This window comes from Azospirillum sp. NS33 (assembly GCF_059703765.1).
Window position 1 is genome coordinate 1 of record NZ_BAAKJB010000063.1, and the last position, 18378, is coordinate 18378.

The following is an 18378-nucleotide window of genomic DNA, read 5'->3' on the forward strand; positions in this document are numbered from 1 at the left end:
CCGCTTCGTCTTCTTCTCGATCTTGGCCATCCGGCCGCGCGTCGCATCCGTCCACATACGAAGCTTGAATCATAACACAACGCCAAGGCCAACCGTTTTCAAACGGTCTCTAAGAACAGGGCGGGGCACAGAGCACGGGAAGTCCGGATTGATTGCTGCTATTCGTGATGTTCGGAATAGGCAGTTCGCCCATAGTCTACCTGGCAAGGTGACAATCGGGCGTAAATTTTTCCGGAAGGATCTTGCTTGCTTGATAGATTACAGCATAAAGCTGACAGATCCGCTCTGTAGAGCAACAGGGGTCACGTCCGTGTCAGTTGAGAATGACAAAGAGATCTGGCACAGACGCGGCCGTGTATTCTGGAGCCATCAAACGATGCCGCTCGATCTCCTCCCGTCAGAGCGTTGAAGTCCGCAACATTGCAGCTTCAGGAATCCAGTCGGGTCCGGCGGCCACGCTGGCTTGGATCACCACCCGCACATACGGGTTGGGCCTACAGGGCAATCCGGGTCTGGATTGAGTCGTATTCGGCCCGCAGCCCGCCGGCTCCATCCCGTTCGATCAGGCCGGCCGAGACCAAACCCGCGACATCGGCGTGGACGTTGCGGTAGTCCCGACCCAATGCCTTGGCCAGGGCGTTGATGCTGGCCGCGGGATGGCGGTGCAGGTGACGGAGGAGTTCCAGCCGCTTGGCCGTCAGGGTCCGGGTCAGGGTGTCCCAATCGGCGAAGTTGACCGAGGCTTCGGCCGTGACGGCCTCACCCCGTTCGGCCCCATGGATGGCATCAAGGATTTCCCCCGAAAGCTCCCGCCACGTCTTTCCAACGGTGATTTTGAGGTCGGTCACAGCGGTTCTCCCCGGATGGTTTCCACGTCGCAGGTGAAATCCTCAAACAGACGGTCGATGGTCGTGAAATCGTAGGGGGTTTCGACCCCGTTGAGGTGCCGGTGATCGCCCTTACCCCGTTCGTTGTCGTACCCGACCACCCGCTCCCCGTCCCGGCCATAGAAGACGCTGTACTTGTACCGGTGCAGGCACGGCGGGACCGAGAACCCTTCCGGCAACAGCCACACCCGGACCTGGATAATGGCTCCGTCCGGCAGCACGAACTTGACGTTGCGGAGGGGTATGGCTTTCGACACGACGCACACTGTAGCGGGCCTCGATTATGGTGTCAAGCCACATATGGCGTCACGACACATATCCGTACCGGTCTGTATGGGCTCGCCAGGGGTCCCGATCCGGGGGTACAGCTCGGGGGTCCAAACCTCACCGACCTCCTCGGTAACGTGCTGAGAAGTAAGGAAAATTGGTCTGCCCGGCAAATCCCCTTGGAGACGCCACACGCCATGATGCGTGTTGAGCAGGCTTTGGGGGATGCGCTCCGGGTAGCCGAGGATCGTCATGACGCGGACGAGACGCGCCAAGCCGACCGTGTCCCGGCCGGTTTCCAGCGCGTCGACCGACGTCCGGGGTCGTTCCCGCCCGCTGCGCGCCCACGTCCATCGTCAGGTTCCGGCGCAGCCGCGCCAGACGCACCCTCTGGCCCAGCGTGCGCAGTGCGTCCGCCTCGTCGCCACTGAGCAGGACGTTCCGCGCCATCGGATGCCTCCACGACCCATTAAGGCAGATGATGTGCCCTGCAGGACCCGTGGTCGCAGGGGCCACACCACCATGGCAGCGTCACCGCGCGCCCACCTCCGCCTCCAGCGCCGCCCGCACGGTTGCGACCACCGTGCCCCAATCGCCGGGGCGCGGCTGACGGAACAGGCGCATGGTGGGGTACCAGGGGGTGCCGTTGCCCGCGGCCATCCAGCGCCAGTCGCAGGCGGAGGGCAGGATCGTCCAGACCGGGCGGCCCAGCGCGCCGGCCAGATGGGCGGGCGCGCTGCAGGAGCTGATCACCAGGTCCAGCCCCTCCATCACCGCGGCGGTGTCGGCGAGGTCGTCGAGCGCCGCGCCCACGTCGCGGACGGCCGCCGGCAGCGGTGCCCGCAAGCGCTCCAGGTCGCGGCGCCCGGCGCCGGTCTGAAGGAGCACCGGCGCCACCCCCTCCACCTCCAGCAGGGGCAACAGCGCCTCCAGCCCGGGGGAACGCCGGGCGTCGTCGCGAAACTCGGGGTTGCCGGCCCACACCAGCCCGACCCGCAGCCGGGTGCCCGGCGGCGGCGGTCCCAGACGGTCGCGCCAGCGCGCCAGCAGCGCCGGCTCCGCGGCCAGATAGGGGATGGCGGCGGGCACCGTCGCCGCGGTGGTGCCGAGACGGTGCGGCAGGCCGAGCAGGGCGGTGTGCAGGTCGTGGGGCGGCGGCGCGGCGGCGCGCCCCACCACGCCGTCGACGCCGGGCAGGGTGGCGAACAGACGCACCAGCGCGTCCGCGCAGTGGACGACCACCCGTGCGCCGCGGCGCCGCAGGAGCGGCGCGTAGCGGACGAACTGGATGGCGTCGCCCAACCCCTGCTCGTCGTGGACCAGGATGGTGCGCCCGGCCGGGTCGCCGCCGTCCCACGCCGGCGAGTCCAGACCCCGGGGCGCCACCGGCGCGCCGCTCAGCCGGGTGCGCCATTCGTACTCCGCAAACCCCGCCGCGAGGTCGCCGCGCAGCAGCAGGCAGGACGCCTGCATCATGTGCGCCTCGGCGTGGTCGGGCACGCGCTCCAGGATATGGCGGCACTGCTCCTCGGCCTCCTCGAAACGCTGGCGGGTCCGCTGCGCCAGGGCGAGGTTGAGTCGGGCGTCGACGAAGTCCGGCGCCACCGCCACGGCACGCCGCAGCACCCGCACGGCCTCGGCCTCCCGCCCGGGACGTTGGCACAGCGCCAGCCCGATGTTGCTGAGAATCCCCGGCTCCTCCGGCGCCAGCGCCAGGGCGCGGCGGCCGGCGAGGACCGCCGCCTCCGGGCGGTCCAGGTTCTTCAGGGCGACGGCCAGGTTGGCGTGGGACCGATGCTCGCCGGGGTCGCGGCGGATCAGGGCGCGCAGCGCCGCCTCCGCCTCGGCGAAGCGGCGCAGCACGAGCAGCGCGTGGGCCAGCTTGAAGAGATGATGGGTGCCCTCGGCGTCCAGCGTGGCGCAGCGGCCGAGCGGCGCCAGCGCCTGGGCCAGGGCCGGGCGGTCCAGCGCCAGCTCGGCCAGCGCGTGCCACGCCTCGATCGACGCCGGGTCCAGCGCGGTGGCGGCGCGCCCGGCCGCCACCGCGCGCTCGGCGCGGCCGGCCTCCTGGTGCGCCCGTGCGGCGTCCAGCAAGGCGGCGGCGTCGGCAACCGGCGGCGGGGCGAGCCACCCGAGCGCGCGGAAACGATCGATCCTGTCGCGCACCCGTGCCGGGTGGCCCGCGCCGACGGGACAGGGGACCAACCCGGTCCACACCCCCGGCACGCCCCCCGCCTCCAGGGTGCCGGTGGCGTAGAAGCGCTCCAGCCGGTGCTGGTTGGCCTCGGCGTCGCGGTCGAAGGCCGCGATCATCTCGCGGTGGGCGTAGGCCGCCATCTTCTCCCGGAAGCGGGCGACGCCGCCCATCCAGGTGAAATGCCAGCCGGCGTCCGCCACCGCGCGGCCGATCCCCTGCTTGGCCAGGTAGCGGGCGCGGTTGGCGCCGATGCGCCGGATCAGCGCCCAGGGCGCGGCGGCGGCGCCCAGCCACGGCTCCGGCGCCCGGCGGTCGAGGAAATACAGGAACTGGTCGAGCCGGGGGGCGGACAGGCCCAGGGCGTCGCCGGGTTCCCGGGTCAGCCGCGTGACCGTCTCGGCGCGCACGATCTCGTCGGCGTCGGACACCAGGATCAGGTCGTCCGGGGCACAGCCGGTGAGGCCGCGCAGGATCGCGTCGCGCTGGTGCGCCTCGCGCCGCCAGGCGAACCCGCCGGGATCATCCTCGACCACGACATGGATGATCCGGTCCGCGTGGGCGGCGAAGCGCGCCCGGTTCTCGGCGAAGTGCAACGGCTTGGGCGTGCCGGCGTGGGTGAAGGTGGCCTCCACCAGCACGAAGCGGTCCACCACCGGCGCCAGCTCGTCCAGGCGGACGTCGAGCAGGTCCAACTCGTTGCAGAAGGGAAAGCAGTCGTAGACGCGGCGGCGCCGCGCCACGGCGGGCACCGCCGCCGGGACGGGCTCCAGACCGGCCGCGGTGTAGGCGAGCCAGGCGTCGTAGCCGCGCAGCGCCGCCCAGACGCCGGTGCGCGTCTCCTCGTCGGTGTGGGTGAGGCCGAGCATGCCGTCCACCACGGCGATCATCGCCCGCGCCTCGGCCTGCCAAGCCGGGTCGGCGGTCCGCGCCGCTCCCGCCCGGGCGCCCGCGTTCAGATGGGCGCCCAGCGCGGCCATCAGCTGGCGCAACGCCTCGGCGATGCTGGCGGCGATGCTGGCGGCGATGTCGCCCGCCGCAGGGTCCGCGGGCGCCCGCCCCATGCCCTGCAGCCACGACCGCCACTCCGCCGCCAGCGCCGCCCAACCCGGGCGCGCCTGGGCGGCGTCCACCTGGGCGCGCAGGCGGGCGTCGGTGCCCCGCGGGTCCGACCGCAACGCCCCCAGCTCCGCCCCGACCGCGTCGGCGAAGCGCCGGGCGTGCTCCGCCGGGTCGGCGGGCACGTCGATCAGCCGGGCCAGGCCCGCGGCGGTCTCCGGCAGGGCGCCGAGCCGGCTCGACACGACCAGGCATCCGGCGGCCAGCGCCTCCATGACGGCGATGCAGGAGGTCTCGGGGAAGCGGTTGGGGTAGGCCAGCACGCTCGCCTCGCGCAGGGCGGCGGCCAGCGCCTCCTGCCCCAGCGGCCCCACCAACTCCACCCCCTCGGTGGCGCGGCAGCGCCGGTACAGATCGGCGTAGGGGTCGCGCTCGCGCGGGACGCCGTAGCCGTCCAGGCCGGAATACACGCGGACGCGGACCGCGGGCGCCCCGGCGCGGATCAGCGGCACGCTGTCCAGAAGCACGTCGAGGCCGCGGAACGGTGCGCTGGTGTAGGCCAGCACCGGCGGCCAGGCCTTCGCCGCGGCGATGTCGGTGCCCTCCGGAAACAGACCGGCGAAGGCCGGGGCGGCGGCGTTGCGCAGCACCCGGCAGCGGGCGGGGTCGAGGGCGAAGGCGGCGAGATAGGCGTCGCGCTGCCAGTCGCTGACGAAGGCGATGCCGTCCCAGCACGCGCGCACCGCCGGGTCCTCCAGCGCTTTCACCGCCGGCTCGTCGGCGGCGTGCTGGGTCCACAGGATCAGGCGCTGCCCGTCGCGCAGGGCGTCGCGCAGCCGGGTCGCCAGCCGCGCGTCGCAGCCGTTGAGCACGACGACGGCGTCGGCGCCGCGCAGGTCCTCCACCGGCACCGCCGCGGCGGGGCGGCACCGCACGCCGCGGACCAGGGCGGGCGCGCCGGTGCCGTTCACCAGCGTGACCGACAGCCCCGCGGCGGCCAGCTCCTCGGCCAGATAGCACAGCGCCGACTGCGAGCCGCCCAGCGGCCGGTGGCGGGGCGTGTTCGGGGTGTAGTCGATGGGGGCCGGGTCGATGAACGCGATCTTGAAGGTCATGCGGGTCCGGCGCTAAATGACGGTCCGCAGTCCATGCGGGATTGTCCGGTCCCTCACCCTATCATCCGCCGCAACCGGCGGGAACGGATCGGCGATCGGGGCGTGTCGGAAGGGCGGTGCGTGAAACAGACGTTGGCGTTGACTTGGCAGATCTCGGCAATTCATGGCTGGGGCCTGGTCGGCATGCACACGGCCCGCCTTCTGGTTGAGGAAGGGCGGCCACCGCTCCTCCTCGAGCAGCCCCTGCTGGAGACCCTGCCGCCGGCGGTGCGATCGCTGCTGCACGGCCTGGTGGACGGCCACCGCGACGTCGCCGCTCTCGCCGCGCGCGCCGGTCAGGCGGTTCATCTGCGGGGCTGCACCGTGCTGCACGCGCTCGGCAACGGGTTCGTTCCCGGAGCGACGTCGGCCCGCTTCCGCGGTGACCGCGAGGTCGGCGTCATCGCCTTCGAGGACACCCGCTTCGACGCGGACGTCCTGGCGCGGGCGCGGCGCTACGATCTCCTGGTGGTCCATTCCGGCTACAACCGGGCGCTGCTGGCGGAGCAGGGGATCACCAACGTCGCCTGCGCCTTCCAGGGCGTCGACCCCGACGAGCTGGCGCCGGTGCCGCCGGCCCGGCGCTTCGGCGACCGCTTCGTCGTGTTCTCCGGCGGCAAGCTCGAGTTCCGCAAGGGGCAGGACATCGTGCTGGCCGCCTTCCGCCGGTTCCACGACCGCCATCCCGACGCCCTGCTGGTCACGGCGTGGCACAACCACTGGCCGCACACCGCCGCCGGCGTTGCCGAATCGCCGCTGGTGCGCGCGGCGCCCGCGGTGGGCGACAACGGCAAGCTGCGCATCGTCGACTGGGCACTGGCCCACGGGGTGCCGCCGCAGGGCTTCGTCGACATGGGATTCCTGCCCCGCCACCAGCTCGCCGCGGTGCTGGCGGACTGCCACGCCGCCCTCTTCCCCAACCGGTGCGAGGGGGCCACCAACCTCGTCGCGATGGAGGCGATGGCCTGCGGCGTCCCGACGATCCTGGCGGCCAACACCGGGCATCTCGACCTGATCCGCGACGGCGCCTGCGTGCCGCTGCGCCGCCAGACGCCGGTCGCCGACCCCGACGCACGCCGGCGCGGCTGGGGGGAGTCCGACGTGGACGAGGTGGTCGACGCCCTGGACCGCCTCCATGGCGACCGCGCCGCCGCCCGGGCCTGCGGCGACGGCGGCCGTGCCTTCGTGCGCGGTGAAAGGAGCTGGCGCGGCTTCGCCCGGTCCTTCGTCGACGCGGTGTCGGCATGACCGGCCGGACGATCGTTCCGGTGTCGCAAGAACACGCGCTGGCGGCCGATCCGGCCGACCCTCTGGCGCTTCAGCGGCTGGGGATCGCGGCCCATGAGGCCGCCGACTGGCCGCGCGCCGTGCGCCTCTTCACCCGCGCCGGCCGGGTGCACGGCGACGCCGCGGCGGTGGCGCGGCAGGTCGACGCGGCGGTGGCCGCGGCGCGCAACCGCGCGGCCGAACGCCTCGAGGCGGCCGGCGCCGACGCGGCGGCGGCGGTGCTGGACCCGCTCGCCGCGGTGGTGACCCCGGCCGGCGCGTTCGCGCGCACCCTGGGCACCATCCGCCTGATCCAGGGACGCGACGACGAGGCGCGGCGCTGGCACGCCGCGGCGGGCGGCGGCGACAATGGCCTGGGGGTGGCGTTGCAGGGGCTCGCCCGCCACGCCGCCGAGAGCGACGTCGTGGGCACGGTGGTGATCCCCGTCTTCCGCATGGAGGACACGATCGGGCGGGCGCTCGACAGCGTCGCCGCCGCCATCCGCCATCTCCGGGCCGCGTCCGGCGACCCGGCGGCGCAGGTCCATGTCTGCGTCGTCGACGACGCCTCGTCCGACGGCACGGTGGACCGCGCGCTGCGCTGGGCGCGGGCGCATCCGGACGTCAGCGTCGCGGTGATCGCCAACACCCGCAACCGGGGGGCGGGGCGTTGCCGCAACGCCGGCGCCGCCGCGGCGCTGGGGCGCTATCTCTGGTTCCTCGACGCCGACGACTGGTTCTTCGAGCCGCACCTGCACCTCACGGCGGCGGCGCTGGACCGCACGCCGAACGCGGGGTTCGTGCGCACGGCCATGCATTTCGAGGGCATCGACGCCGACGTCACGGCGGAGTGGCGCGCCGCGTCGGAGGCCAGCTACCCGTGCAATCTGTGCGTCCGCCGGGCCTGCCACGCGCTGACCGGCGGCTTTCCCGAGGAGGCGCCGTTCCATCCGGCGGTGGCGGACGATGTCGCCTACGGCCGGGCGCTGCACAGCCTGTTCGGCGGCGTCAGGCTGGCGCAGCAGACGGTCCACTATTCCATGAGGGCGGACAACGCCCTGGCGCGCCAGCGCGCGGAGTTGACCGGCGGCCCGGTCGACGACGCGCGCACGCGCCCCGACGCCCGCTTCCAGGCCATCGAGATCCTGATCCGGCGGCGCCTGCACGCCCTGGACGCCGTGCGGTCCCGGTTGGCCGGCACCGGCGGCTGGACGGGGCCACCGCTTCTCGGGGCGCCGCCTCCTGGGCCACCGCCTGGTCCACCGCCTGGGCCACCGGCAGCGGCGCCGTCCGCCGGCGCCGCCGACGACTGGCTGGCGCGCGGCAAGGACGCGGTGCGCGGCGGCGAGACGGCGCGTGGGCTCGCCCTGTTCGCCCGCGCCGCCGCCCTGGACCCCGGCCACCTCGCCGCGTGGTTCGAGGCGGGCCTGGCGGCGCACCGGACCGGCCAGACGGCGCGGGCGCTGCGCGCCTTCCGGGTGGTGGCGGCCCTGTCACCCGCCGCCGCCGCCGCCCGCTTCAACCTCGCCACCATGCAGTTCGACCGGGAGGCCTATGGGGACTCGGCCGCGACGCTGCGGGTGGCCCTGGCGCTGCGCCCCGACCACGCCGACACCCTGCTGCTGCTGGCCCGCAGCACGCGCCGGCTCGGCTGTCCGGAGCAGGCGCTGCCGCTCCTGGTGCGCGGCGGCCGGCTGCAACCGGCCCGCCCCGACATCGACGCGGAACGGGCCGACGCGGAGACGGAGCGTGGCGCGGCGGGCGTTGCGGCGGGGCTCGCCCGCCGCTCGGTGGCGACCGCCCCCGACGCCTGCGACGGCCACGCCGCGCTCGCCGCGGCGCTGGAGGCGGCCGGCCGGTCCGGCCCGGCGCTGGCCTCGTGGGAGCGCGCGATCGTCTGCAATCCCGGCCGGGCCGAGGGCTTCACGGGGCGGGCGGTGAACCGGCTCACCCGCCGCTGGGGACCGCCGCCGGAGGCGGCGCCGCGCGGCGCGCCCGGCCGTCGCCTCGCGTCCAGCGCCCTGGGGCGTCACGGCCGGTTCGGCAACCAGCTCCTGCAATACGGGGTGCTGCGCCTCTACGCCGCCCGCCATGGCCTGACCCTGGAGGTTCCGCCCTGGATCGGCCGGCATCTCTACGATCTCGACGACGCGCTGCCCGGTCCGGCCCTGCCGCGCCTGGCCGAGGCGGTGGTGGAGGAGACGGTCGTGGCGGCGTTGCGCGGCACCGGGGTGCGGGTGCCGGCCGACCACGACGTCACCGCCTATTTCTGCGGCCACACCGGCTTCCTCGCCCCATACCGCGAGGAGTTCCGCGCCCTGTTCGCGCCGGGCCGCCATCTTCGCCCCCACGCCGAGAGCATCGCCGGACGGCTGCGCGCCGCCGGGAGCACGGTGGTGGCGCTGCACATCCGCCGCGGCGACTTCGGCTGGGGCCGGTTCTGGACGGCACCGGAATCCTGGTACCTGCGGTGGCTGGAGGCGGTGTGGCCGGGCCTCGAGCGGCCGGCGCTGGTGGTCGCCACCGACGACCCGGCCACCCTCGGGGCCTTCGCCGCCTACCGCCCCCTGCGCGGGCACGACCTCGCCCCGCCGCTGGCGGGGGCGGAGTTCTTCGCCGACTTCCACGCGTTGTGCCAGGCCGATCTCGTCGCCGTGTCCAACAGCAGCTTCTCGTTCGTCGCGACGATGCTCAACCGCTCCGCCCGGATCGTCATGCGGCCGGACCGTGCCGGCCAATGCCTGACGCCGTACGACCCCTGGTCGGCCCCGGTGCTGGCGTGACCGGCCGGCCCGACACGGCGGCGCTGCTGGCCGCCGGCCTCGCCCACCACGGCGCCGGACGCGCCGCCGAGGCCGCGGCCGCCTACCACCAGGTGCTGGCCGGGCGGGCCGACCACGCCGACGCCCACCACCTGCTGGGGGTGCTCGCCCTGCAGGCCGGAGACGCGGCGGCGGCCGACGCCCGGATCGCACAGGCGCTCCGCCTCGACCCCGGCAACCCCGTCTACGCCTCCAACCGCGCCGGCGCCCTGCGGCGCCTGCGCCGGCCGGGCGATGCGGTGGCCAGCTGCCGGCGGGCGCTGGCGTTGGACCCGGCCTACGCCGACGCCCTGAACAACCTGGCCAACGCGCTGGACGACCTCGGCCGGCGCGGCGATGCGGCCGACGCGTTGCGCCGGTTGCTGGTGTTGCGGCCGCAGCTGACCGAGCAGCGTCTCCAGCTGGCGCGCGCCCTGATCCTCGCCGGGCGGGCGGAGGAGGCGGTGGAGGCGTCGCTGGTGCTGCTCGGCCGGGCGCCGGTGTCCGTGGGCGCCTACACCAATCTCGGGGTGGCGCTGCGCCGGCTCGGCCGGCTCGAGGAGGCGATGGCCGCCCATCGCAGCGCGCTCGGCTTCGCCCCCGACGACGCCGGGGTGCTCAACAACCTGGGCATCGTCCTCCAGGACCTCGGCCGCTACGGCCCGGCGGCGGCGTGCTTCCGCCAGTCGATCGCCCTCCAGCCGGACGCGGCGGGGACCCACCTCAACCTCGCCCTGGTGGCCCGCGACGAGATGCGGGTGGCGGCCTCGGTGGCCGGCGCGCGCACCGCCATCCGCCTCGATCCCGCCCTGGCGGAGGCCCACGCGGCGCTGGGCCACGGGCTGCTGCTCCAGGGCCACCTGGAGGAGGGCTTCGCCGCGTACGAGTGGCGCACCCGGATGGCCGATTTTCCGTCGCCCCGGCGCCGCTTCGCGACACCGGACTGGGACGGCGGCGAGCCGCGCGGGCGCACCCTGCTGGTCCACGACGAGCAAGGGGTGGGCGACACCCTGATGTTCGTCCGCTACGCCGCCCTGCTGCGCGAGCGCGGCGCGCGGGTGGTGGTGGAGTGCAACACCCAGCTCGTCCGCCTGCTGTCCGCCATGCCGGGGATCGACGGCGTGGTCGCGCGCTTCGCCACCCCGCCGCCCCACGACGCCCACGTGGCGCTGGCCAGCCTGCCCCACCGGCTGGGCTCCACCCTCTACACCATCCCCGCCGCCGTGCCGTACCTGCGGACCGAGCCGGCCCTGGCCGCCGCCTGGGCCCGGCGGATGGAGGTGGCCCGGGCGGCTGGGCCGGGCGGCCTGCGGGTCGGGCTGGTGTGGGCCGGCAACCCGGAGTTCAAGGCGGACCACCTGCGCTCACCCGGCCTCGCCGCGTTCCGGCCGCTGCTCGAGGTGCCGGGGGTGACCGTGTTCGGCCTGCAGAAGGGCGCGGGGCGGCGGGACCTGGCGACGGCCGCGGCGCTGCCGCCCGGCTTCGTCGATCTGGGGGCGGAGATCGGCGACTTCGCCGACACCGCGGCGATCATGGAGAACCTGGACCTGGTGATCAGCTCCTGCACCGCCCCGGCCCACCTCGCCGGGGCCCTGGCCCGCCGGGTGTGGACGGTGTTGCCCTTCGCACCGGACTGGCGCTGGCTGGAGCACGGGGTGTGCACCCCGTGGTACCCGACCATGCGCCTGTTCCGCCAGGACCGCCCCGGCGACTGGACGGCGGTGGTGGGCCGGGTGCGCGGCGCCCTCGCCGCCCTCGCCGGTGCCGGTGCCGGTGCCGGTGCCGGGGCACGGCCGTGAACCGGCCGCTGGCGCTCCGGATGCGGCCACCGGGGGTCTTGCCGCGACCGCGGCGGCGCCTAGGGTGGGCGGTCATGCCGTCGGCCGGAGCGGCGATGCAAAACGAGGACACGCCATGATCGACACGGCACGCCGCCCCGCCGCCGGTCCCGCCGCCACCGCCACCACCGCCACCTCCGGCGTCGACACCGCGGCGCTGCTCGCCACGGCGGTCGTCCGCCACCGCGCCGGCGACCCGTCGGTCGACGCCCTGTACCGCCGCCTGCTGGCGCTGGAGCCGGGCCATGCCGACGTGCTCCACCTCCACGGCCTGGTGGCGCTGCAGGCCGGCGCGGCGACCGTCGCCCTGCGCTGGCTGCGCCGGGCGACGGCGCACGCGGCCGCGCAGGCGATCTACCGCAACAGCCTGGGCGAGGCGCTGCGGGCGCTGGGGCGGCGGGACGAGGCCCGCGCCGAGTACCGGCGGGCGGTGGTGCTCGATCCCGGCTACGCCGACGGGCTGGCCAACCTTCTCAAGCATCCCGCCGGCGGGGGTGAGGCGGCGTCGCTGCTGGAGCGGTTCTGCCGCCTGCGGCCGGCCGGCGCCGGCGACCTCGCGGCGGTGGCCGACGCCCGCCTCGGCGCCGGCCGGCTGGACCGGGCACGGCCGGCCTATCGCGCCGCCCTGGCGCTCGATCCCGCGATGGCGCAGGCCTATGTCAACCTCGGCGCCATCGCCTCGCGGACCAAGGACTACCCGGCGGCGGCGTCCGGCTACCGCCGGGCGGTCCGCGTGGCGCCCGACCATCCCGGCGCCTGGAACAACCTCGCCAGCGCGCTGTGGGAGATGAACGACGGGCCGGCGGCGGCGGCGTTCTGCCGCCGCTCCATCGCCCTGAAGCCGGACCATCCCGATCCCTACGCCAATCTGGGCTACATCACGCGCTCCGGGGCGCGCCGCGGCGCCGACTTCGCCAGCGCCGAAGCCTTGTGCCGGTGGGCGTTGCGCCTCAACCCCGGCCACGTGTCGGCGCTCAACAACCTCGGCATCGTCCATCTCGACCGCGGCGACCTGACCGTCGCCGAGGAGATGCTGGGGCGGACCCTGGCGGCGCAGCCGGGGCATGCGGACGCCCGTTTCAACCTGTCGCTGGTCCTGCTGAAGGCGGGCCGCCTGAAGGAGGGATGGGAGCACTACGAGGCGCGCTGGGAGACCGGGCAGATTCCCAAGCCGGCCGCCCACGGTCGGCCGTGGCACGGTGAACCTCTGAACGGCGCGACCATTCTCCTGCACGCCGAGCAGGGGCACGGCGACACCCTGCACTTCGTCCGCTACGCGCCGCTGGTGGCCGATCGCGGCGGCCGCGTGGTGCTGGTCGTGCAGCCCGCCCTGAAGCGGCTGGTCGCCGGCATGCGCGGGGTGGCCGCGGTCCATGCCCTGAACGAGGCGTTCCCGGTCCCCGACCGCCAGTGCGCCCTGCTGAGCCTGCCCCGGGTGTTCGGCACCGACCTGGACACCGTGCCCGCCGCCATGCCCTACCTCTTCCCGCCGGCCGATGCCATCGCCCGCTGGCTCGCCCACCCCCTGCCGGGGGCCGGGCTGCGGGTCGGGCTGGTGTGGTCGGGCGACCCCCGGCCCGGTCTGCTGCGCGCCAACCTGACCGACCGCCGGCGCAGCATGGCCCTGGCCGATCTCGCCCCGCTCGGCCGCGTCGCGGGTCTGCGCCTGATCAACCTTCAGATGGGCGCGCCGGCGGCGCAGCTCGCCGACCCGCCGGCGGGGCTGGACATCCACGACCCGATGGGGGCCGTCGGCGACTTCGCCGACACCGCCGCCCTGATCCTGCGGCTCGACCTGGTGATCACGGTCGACACCTCGGTGGCCCATCTGGCCGGCGCGCTGGGCAAGCCGGTCTGGGTGCTGTCGCGTGCCGATGGCTGCTGGCGCTGGCTGCGCGACCGCGACGACACGCCCTGGTACCCGACCATGCGCCTGTTCCGCCAGGCCGAGCCGGGGGACTGGGCGCCGGTGGTCGCGCGGGTCGCCGAGGCGCTGGCCGGGCTGGTCGGCGCGGACCGCCCATGACGACCCCCGCCGCGGACGCGGCCGCCACCCACCGCCGGGCGCTGGCCGACGATCCCGCCAAGGCCGCGGCGTGGCACGACCTCGCCATCGCCCTGCTGGGACGGGGCGAGGCCGGCGTTGCCCCGGCCGTCACGGCGCTGTCCAGGGCCGCCCGGATCGCCCCGGGGGAGGCGGCGATCCACCACGACCTGGGCCTGGCGCTGCGCCGCGCCGGCCGCCTCGACGAGGCCGTCACGGGTTTGCGCCGCGCCGTCGCCCTGCGCGGCGACCTTCTGGCCGGGCACATGTCGTTGGGCAACGCGCTGCTCGACCGCGGCCGGCCGGACGCGGCCCGGGCGGCCCTGCGCCGCGCCCTGGCGCTCGGCCCGGCCACCCCGGAATGCTGGTACAACCTGGCCAACGCCTGCTGCGGCGACGACGATCCGGCGGCGCTGCGCGCCTACGGCCGGGCCGAACGTCTCGGCCTCGGCCTGGCCCGCACCCGCGTCGCCGACGTGCTGGCGTCCCTGGGCCGGCTGGCCGAGGCCGAGGCGGTGCTGCTGGACAGCCTGCCGCGTCCCGGAACCGACGTCGCTTCGGCGATCGAGCAGCTGGCCGGCGTGCTGGTGCGGTGCGGCCGGGTGGTCGTGGGGCGGGACCTTTTCACCCGCCTCGCCGCCACGCCGCTGGCGGGGGTGCGCCACGCCGGCGAATGCCTGACCGCACTGGCCGCCTTCGACCTGCACGAGGACGCGCCCCACACGGCGGTCGAGCGGCTGGCCGCGGTGCAGGGCGACAACGGCTGGTTCTTCACCGTCAAGTCCCTGGCCGCCCTGCGCGCCGCGGCGGCGGAGCGCGGCGTGCGGCTGGACCGTCCGTCCCGTCCGGCCGCGGCGGTGGGCGCCCGGCCCCGCCTCACCTCGTCGACGCTGGCCAGCAAGGGGCGATTCGCCCACACCGTGATGGAGTACATCCTGGTCCGGCTCTACGCCGAGCGCTACGGCTTCGTCCTGGAGACGCCGGACTGGGTCGGCGGCGCCTTCTTCGAGCTGGACGACCCGCCCCAGAGCCGGCCGCTGCCGCCGCTGCTGTTCGCGCGCCGCCGGCTCAACGACCACGTGGCGGGCGCGGCCTCGGCCGAGCCGCCGGCCGACCGCGACATCCTCTCGCCCCTGTTCCTGTTCGAGCACCGGGAGGAGCACCGCCGCCGGGTGCAGGCGTGGCTGCGGCCGCGGCCGCTGTGGGCGCCATTCCTCGACCCCGCCGTCGCCCGGCTGCGCGCCGCCGGGGCCACGGTGGTGGCGCTGCACATCCGGCGCGGCGACTTCGTGCGGGCCGGCTACCCCGTCACTGACACGGGTTGGTATGTGGAGTGGCTGCGCGCCCTGTGGCCCGGCCTCGACCGCCCGGTGCTCTACCTGGCCAGCGACGACCTGCCGGCGGTGCGCGCCGCCTTCGCCGCGTTCCACCCGGTGGCCCGGGCCGACGTCGCGCCGGACTGGCCGGGGCTGGAATACCTCCAGGACTTCCACGTGCTGAGCCAAGCCGACGTGGTCGGCGTCAGCGCCGCCAGCGGCTTCGGCGCCCTGGCGGCGCGCCTCAACCGCCGCGCCCGGCTGTTCGTCGAGCCGGACGTCGCCGCCCGCCGCATCCGCCCCTTCCAGCCCTGGGTGGCGTAGCGGGTGCCAAGCCGATTCCGGAAAAGAGCGGTATGTAAATCGTGGCGTCGTATCTTGCTAATTCGTCAAAAGTGGAACTCTAGCCATGTGGCGCTCGATATTTTCACGACCTTGTGCATCGTAACCAAAATTTGCTTTGCCGGCGTGCCAAGCGTCCATAATTGCCATTGTAGACTGATCCACAAAATAATCCATCTGCTTGTCATCGATGCTTGCTTTGTGAGCCATGCGTCGAAATGTTTCTTTAGTGACATCCTCCCAGTCTTTGGAGGACCCCAGATTCAATGCCAGCTTATCATCCGATTGATATTGAATTGTGGAGACGAGGTCATAAGCCGGAGAAAGAGCCGCATTGATCCCGTCCGGGTAAATCAAGCTCCAATTCTTATGGTGCATATCTCCATTTCCCGATGCGACCATGAAAATCAGCCGGCGAACATATTCAGATATATCTTGTTCAGATCCCAAGATTTTTATCAACTTTGCGAGCGTGAAATAATTATATTTACTGTACTTTTCTTGAGGATATAAATTAAGAATCTGGGCAAAATCTTCCATATGGACGCGTTCACCGGGTGTGGGGCGGTCGAACCGGCGGATCGCCAGGGCCATGGGATCGGTGAAGTCGACCAATGGTGTCGGCAAACCTGTTATGTCGGCGATAGAAACGAGTTCCATTTCGGGAATGGCGATGCCGCTGGCCGCAGCCCAAAGCATGGTTGCGTGCTCGGTTCTCGGGACATCGCGGTAGCGGGTGTCGGGCAATTTGACAATCCAATCACCGCCTCGACCTGAGGCCGGAATCGTCAAGCCGCGGCCTGAGCGGCGGGCGGAGAACTTCAATTGCACCCCCGCCAGAGAAAAATGCCATGTGTCGATGGCGTCGTCTCCCTTGGCCGCCGTCAAATCCAGCAAGTCATCAATTGGACCGCCGTCTTCATTCTCTGGAACAATGCGCACCCCTCCTGGCAGATCTTCACCAAGACGACGCAAAAGGAAAAATTCCCGTATGTCGGGCACGCCCGCCTGTTCTGCAATCAGCTTAAGCAAAAGACCTTCTGGCAGCAGGTTGGAAAACCAGGGGGCGACCCGGGCTCGGGTGCTCCAGACATGGTCGAGATCATCCAAGAAGATCTGCCCCAGAACCGGTCTTGGATAGGCCTTCCTGTAAGAATCAAGGAGACGAAAATCGCTGCCATCGTTGGCGTTGAGAGTGAGTCGGCCGACAGGCAGATCGCCTAGCAGAACGCTGAGAGCTTCGGCCATTTACACATCCTCGTCATCAGCCAGAAGCGCCGCTAGAGAGGGGCGGTCATTCTCTTCCCAACGCGCATGCCGGTCAAAAAAACTTGCGCAATGGTGCTGCAGGAAGCCGGCCCTTTCCATCAGGAATCCTTTGACATCTCCATCCTTTAGAGCCTGAGCGGCACTTTCGGAGATACCATGAGATGCCAGCACTTCTGCGTCCCGCACTTCCGCCAGACGCTGGCGGAGTCGCGGACGTTGATGATGGATCAGCCGATTGGCAGTGGAACGCAGGGTGCTGTCTGCTTTGCTGGACGTCGTAACGATCAGGGGCATGGGAAAATCCTGCACCTCTGTGGCACCGTCCTGGTTGATGCGGATGAGCGCGCCACTGTCGATGTCACGTGGCTTCAAGTCAAGGAGAGCCAGGGCCAACAGCTTGCCGGTCGCAAAGCGAAAGTTGAACGCTCCATTGACGTCTGGAAAAGACCGTGGACGGCTGGCGACCAGTTCTAGAAGCCTCTGCACAGAGGCCTCTTCGCTCCCTTCGACGATGCGATCCAAGGTAGCCCTGGTGGACACGGTGTCGCCGCGGTGGGTTCCGCTCAACGCGCCTCGCCACACCCAGCGCTCAAGCAATTGCCGGGAACGTGCTCCAGCATCGGGGTATAAATGGAAAAATTTCCCTAGCAAAACAAAGGGCTGTTTATAGGGTAACAATGTGTAGCGTGGGATACCCACATCCTTCATCAGGAACTGTATGACCCGTCGGGCGGCTTCTGCCGTCTCCAGGTAAGCACGATCCGCACCGCTGTCATCCAGGCGGATTGGTCCTTCGCCTTTTCCCTCGACTACATCCCTGCCTTGCAGAACCCGTAGTAGGCGATATAGCAACTTTTCCTCGACCGAGCCGAACCCCATGGATGCCAATTCGGAAATGATCTGGGGCAGGGAAGCGGGCCGGCTTTGCCCGCGTGCACCGTTCAGAGCGTCAAACACTTGTGATGCGTCGAGCGGGTGGCCACTGGAATTCGTTCGACCGAAAATGTCCCGAAGAGTCTGCTCCCGCTCGGTGCGCACCAGATAGGCCGGAACTTCGTATTCGCGAATGCGCTTTCCCATGGTGAACGCCCGCTCCCGCCGCTCAGGCCGATCGATCGTATGCTGGAACACCCATTGCATCAGCCGTTCTGAATCCAGGACTTCGGTCATGGGCAGGTAGCGGGACGGATCCGCGTCGCGGTTTCTGGGAGGAGCGACAAAACGCGCTTCATCCAAATCAAAATACAAAGCGAAATCGTCTTCGTCCGGCTCCGGGGCCAGCAGCACCCGCGCCAGAGACATCAACCGCTGCTGTCCGTCCACAACCCACAGGGCGTCACTGCGTGCCCCACCTCCGACGTGAACCGTCCCGAAAGTCACTTCGCCCGCCTCGGCACTGGTTTCCCAGAACAGCAGCGTGCCGATGGGATAGCCCCGCCACAGGCTATCAAGCAACTTGGTGGCGTCACTCCGGTCCCACCGGATGCCGCGCTGGAAAGAGGGAATGCGCATCCTGCCCCGCCGCAATTCCTCCAGCAGGTCTTCCACCTTGAACGCCATTGCCACGGGACGGCGATCAAGGGACTCGTTTGCATCTCCGACTGTGCGGTCACGGATATCAACCATGCAGACCTTGATCTCCAACCTGGCCCCTGGACCGCCCCGAGCCTTTCGAAGGCGGTCGTGTCCCGAGAAGTGGTGTGACTTGCGCGACGGCAGCGGGTTGTCCGGCCGGATCGGCGGCGCTGATTGGGTCGTGTCCCGAGGAGTGGTGTAGCTCGCGCTTTGTCGGCGAGGTCTCTGGCTGATCTGGCCGGGTTGCTCATACGTCCACGGCGGGCAGCATGATGGCGGGATCATCGCCCAGTGGAGCGATGGTTTCCAGGGTCATGTAGCGGGCGCGCTGGACGGCCCATTCATCGTTTTGCTCGAGCAGGATGG

General features: G+C 71.9%; 10 protein-coding genes. 5 read left to right on the forward strand and 5 right to left on the reverse strand.

The annotated features are described in order from the left end of the window. Positions 1-494: 494 nt before the first annotated feature. From AC6H2I_RS30055 to AC6H2I_RS30065, 3 genes are all read right to left on the reverse strand, one after another. Complete coding sequence (locus AC6H2I_RS30055) at positions 495-848, reverse strand: HVO_A0114 family putative DNA-binding protein (protein WP_497504472.1); 354 nt, start codon at positions 846-848, stop codon at positions 495-497. Further along, positions 845-1144: a toxin-antitoxin system TumE family protein gene (locus AC6H2I_RS30060; protein WP_497504473.1), complete on the reverse strand. Its 300-nt coding sequence runs from the start codon at positions 1142-1144 to the stop codon at positions 845-847. The genes AC6H2I_RS30055 and AC6H2I_RS30060 overlap by 4 nt, the downstream gene beginning before the upstream one ends. A gap of 541 nt (positions 1145-1685) precedes the next feature. Further along, positions 1686-5522: a glycosyltransferase gene (locus AC6H2I_RS30065; RefSeq protein ID WP_497504474.1), complete on the reverse strand. Its 3837-nt coding sequence runs from the start codon at positions 5520-5522 to the stop codon at positions 1686-1688. Between the two features lie 120 nt (positions 5523-5642). Here AC6H2I_RS30065 and AC6H2I_RS30070 point away from each other — a divergent pair, with 120 nt between their 5' ends. The 5 genes from AC6H2I_RS30070 to AC6H2I_RS30090 all read left to right on the forward strand — a co-directional run bounded on the left by AC6H2I_RS30070 (position 5643) and on the right by AC6H2I_RS30090 (position 15150). Next, entirely contained in the window at positions 5643-6809 is a 1167-nt protein-coding gene (locus AC6H2I_RS30070) for a glycosyltransferase family 4 protein (RefSeq protein ID WP_497504475.1), read from the forward strand. Continuing rightward, a complete protein-coding gene (locus AC6H2I_RS30075; protein WP_497504476.1) occupies positions 6806-9610 on the forward strand; it encodes a glycosyltransferase in 2805 nt (934 codons plus the stop codon). The genes AC6H2I_RS30070 and AC6H2I_RS30075 overlap by 4 nt, the downstream gene beginning before the upstream one ends. Beyond that, positions 9607-11427 carry a tetratricopeptide repeat protein gene (locus AC6H2I_RS30080; protein WP_497504477.1) on the forward strand — a complete coding sequence of 607 codons (1821 nt, stop codon included), beginning with the start codon at positions 9607-9609 and terminating at the stop codon, positions 11425-11427. The genes AC6H2I_RS30075 and AC6H2I_RS30080 overlap by 4 nt, the downstream gene beginning before the upstream one ends. A 115-nt stretch (positions 11428-11542) precedes the next feature. Continuing rightward, positions 11543-13492, forward strand: a complete 1950-nt coding sequence (locus tag AC6H2I_RS30085) for a tetratricopeptide repeat protein (protein WP_497504478.1) — start codon at positions 11543-11545, stop codon at positions 13490-13492. After that, positions 13489-15150, forward strand: a complete 1662-nt coding sequence (locus tag AC6H2I_RS30090) for a tetratricopeptide repeat protein (protein WP_497504479.1) — start codon at positions 13489-13491, stop codon at positions 15148-15150. Before AC6H2I_RS30085 ends, AC6H2I_RS30090 begins: the two co-directional genes overlap by 4 nt. A gap of 57 nt (positions 15151-15207) precedes the next feature. Here the strand turns inward: AC6H2I_RS30090 and AC6H2I_RS30095 are convergent, their stop codons facing one another. Both AC6H2I_RS30095 and AC6H2I_RS30100 read right to left on the reverse strand, forming a co-directional pair. Beyond that, a complete protein-coding gene (locus AC6H2I_RS30095; protein ID WP_497504480.1) occupies positions 15208-16416 on the reverse strand; it encodes a type II toxin-antitoxin system HipA family toxin in 1209 nt (402 codons plus the stop codon). Further along, positions 16417-18081 carry a GmrSD restriction endonuclease domain-containing protein gene (locus tag AC6H2I_RS30100; protein ID WP_497504481.1) on the reverse strand — a complete coding sequence of 555 codons (1665 nt, stop codon included), beginning with the start codon at positions 18079-18081 and terminating at the stop codon, positions 16417-16419. Positions 18082-18378 lie beyond the last annotated feature (297 nt).

Coding starts and splice junctions, on each gene's coding strand:
- AC6H2I_RS30065 (WP_497504474.1), bottom strand. CDS start 5,522: ATGACCTTCAAGATCGCGTTCATCGACCCGGCCCCCATCGACTACACC.
- AC6H2I_RS30075 (WP_497504476.1), top strand. CDS start 6,806: ATGACCGGCCGGACGATCGTTCCGGTGTCGCAAGAACACGCGCTGGCG.
- AC6H2I_RS30085 (WP_497504478.1), top strand. CDS start 11,543: ATGATCGACACGGCACGCCGCCCCGCCGCCGGTCCCGCCGCCACCGCC.
- AC6H2I_RS30090 (WP_497504479.1), top strand. CDS start 13,489: ATGACGACCCCCGCCGCGGACGCGGCCGCCACCCACCGCCGGGCGCTG.
- AC6H2I_RS30095 (WP_497504480.1), bottom strand. CDS start 16,416: ATGGCCGAAGCTCTCAGCGTTCTGCTAGGCGATCTGCCTGTCGGCCGA.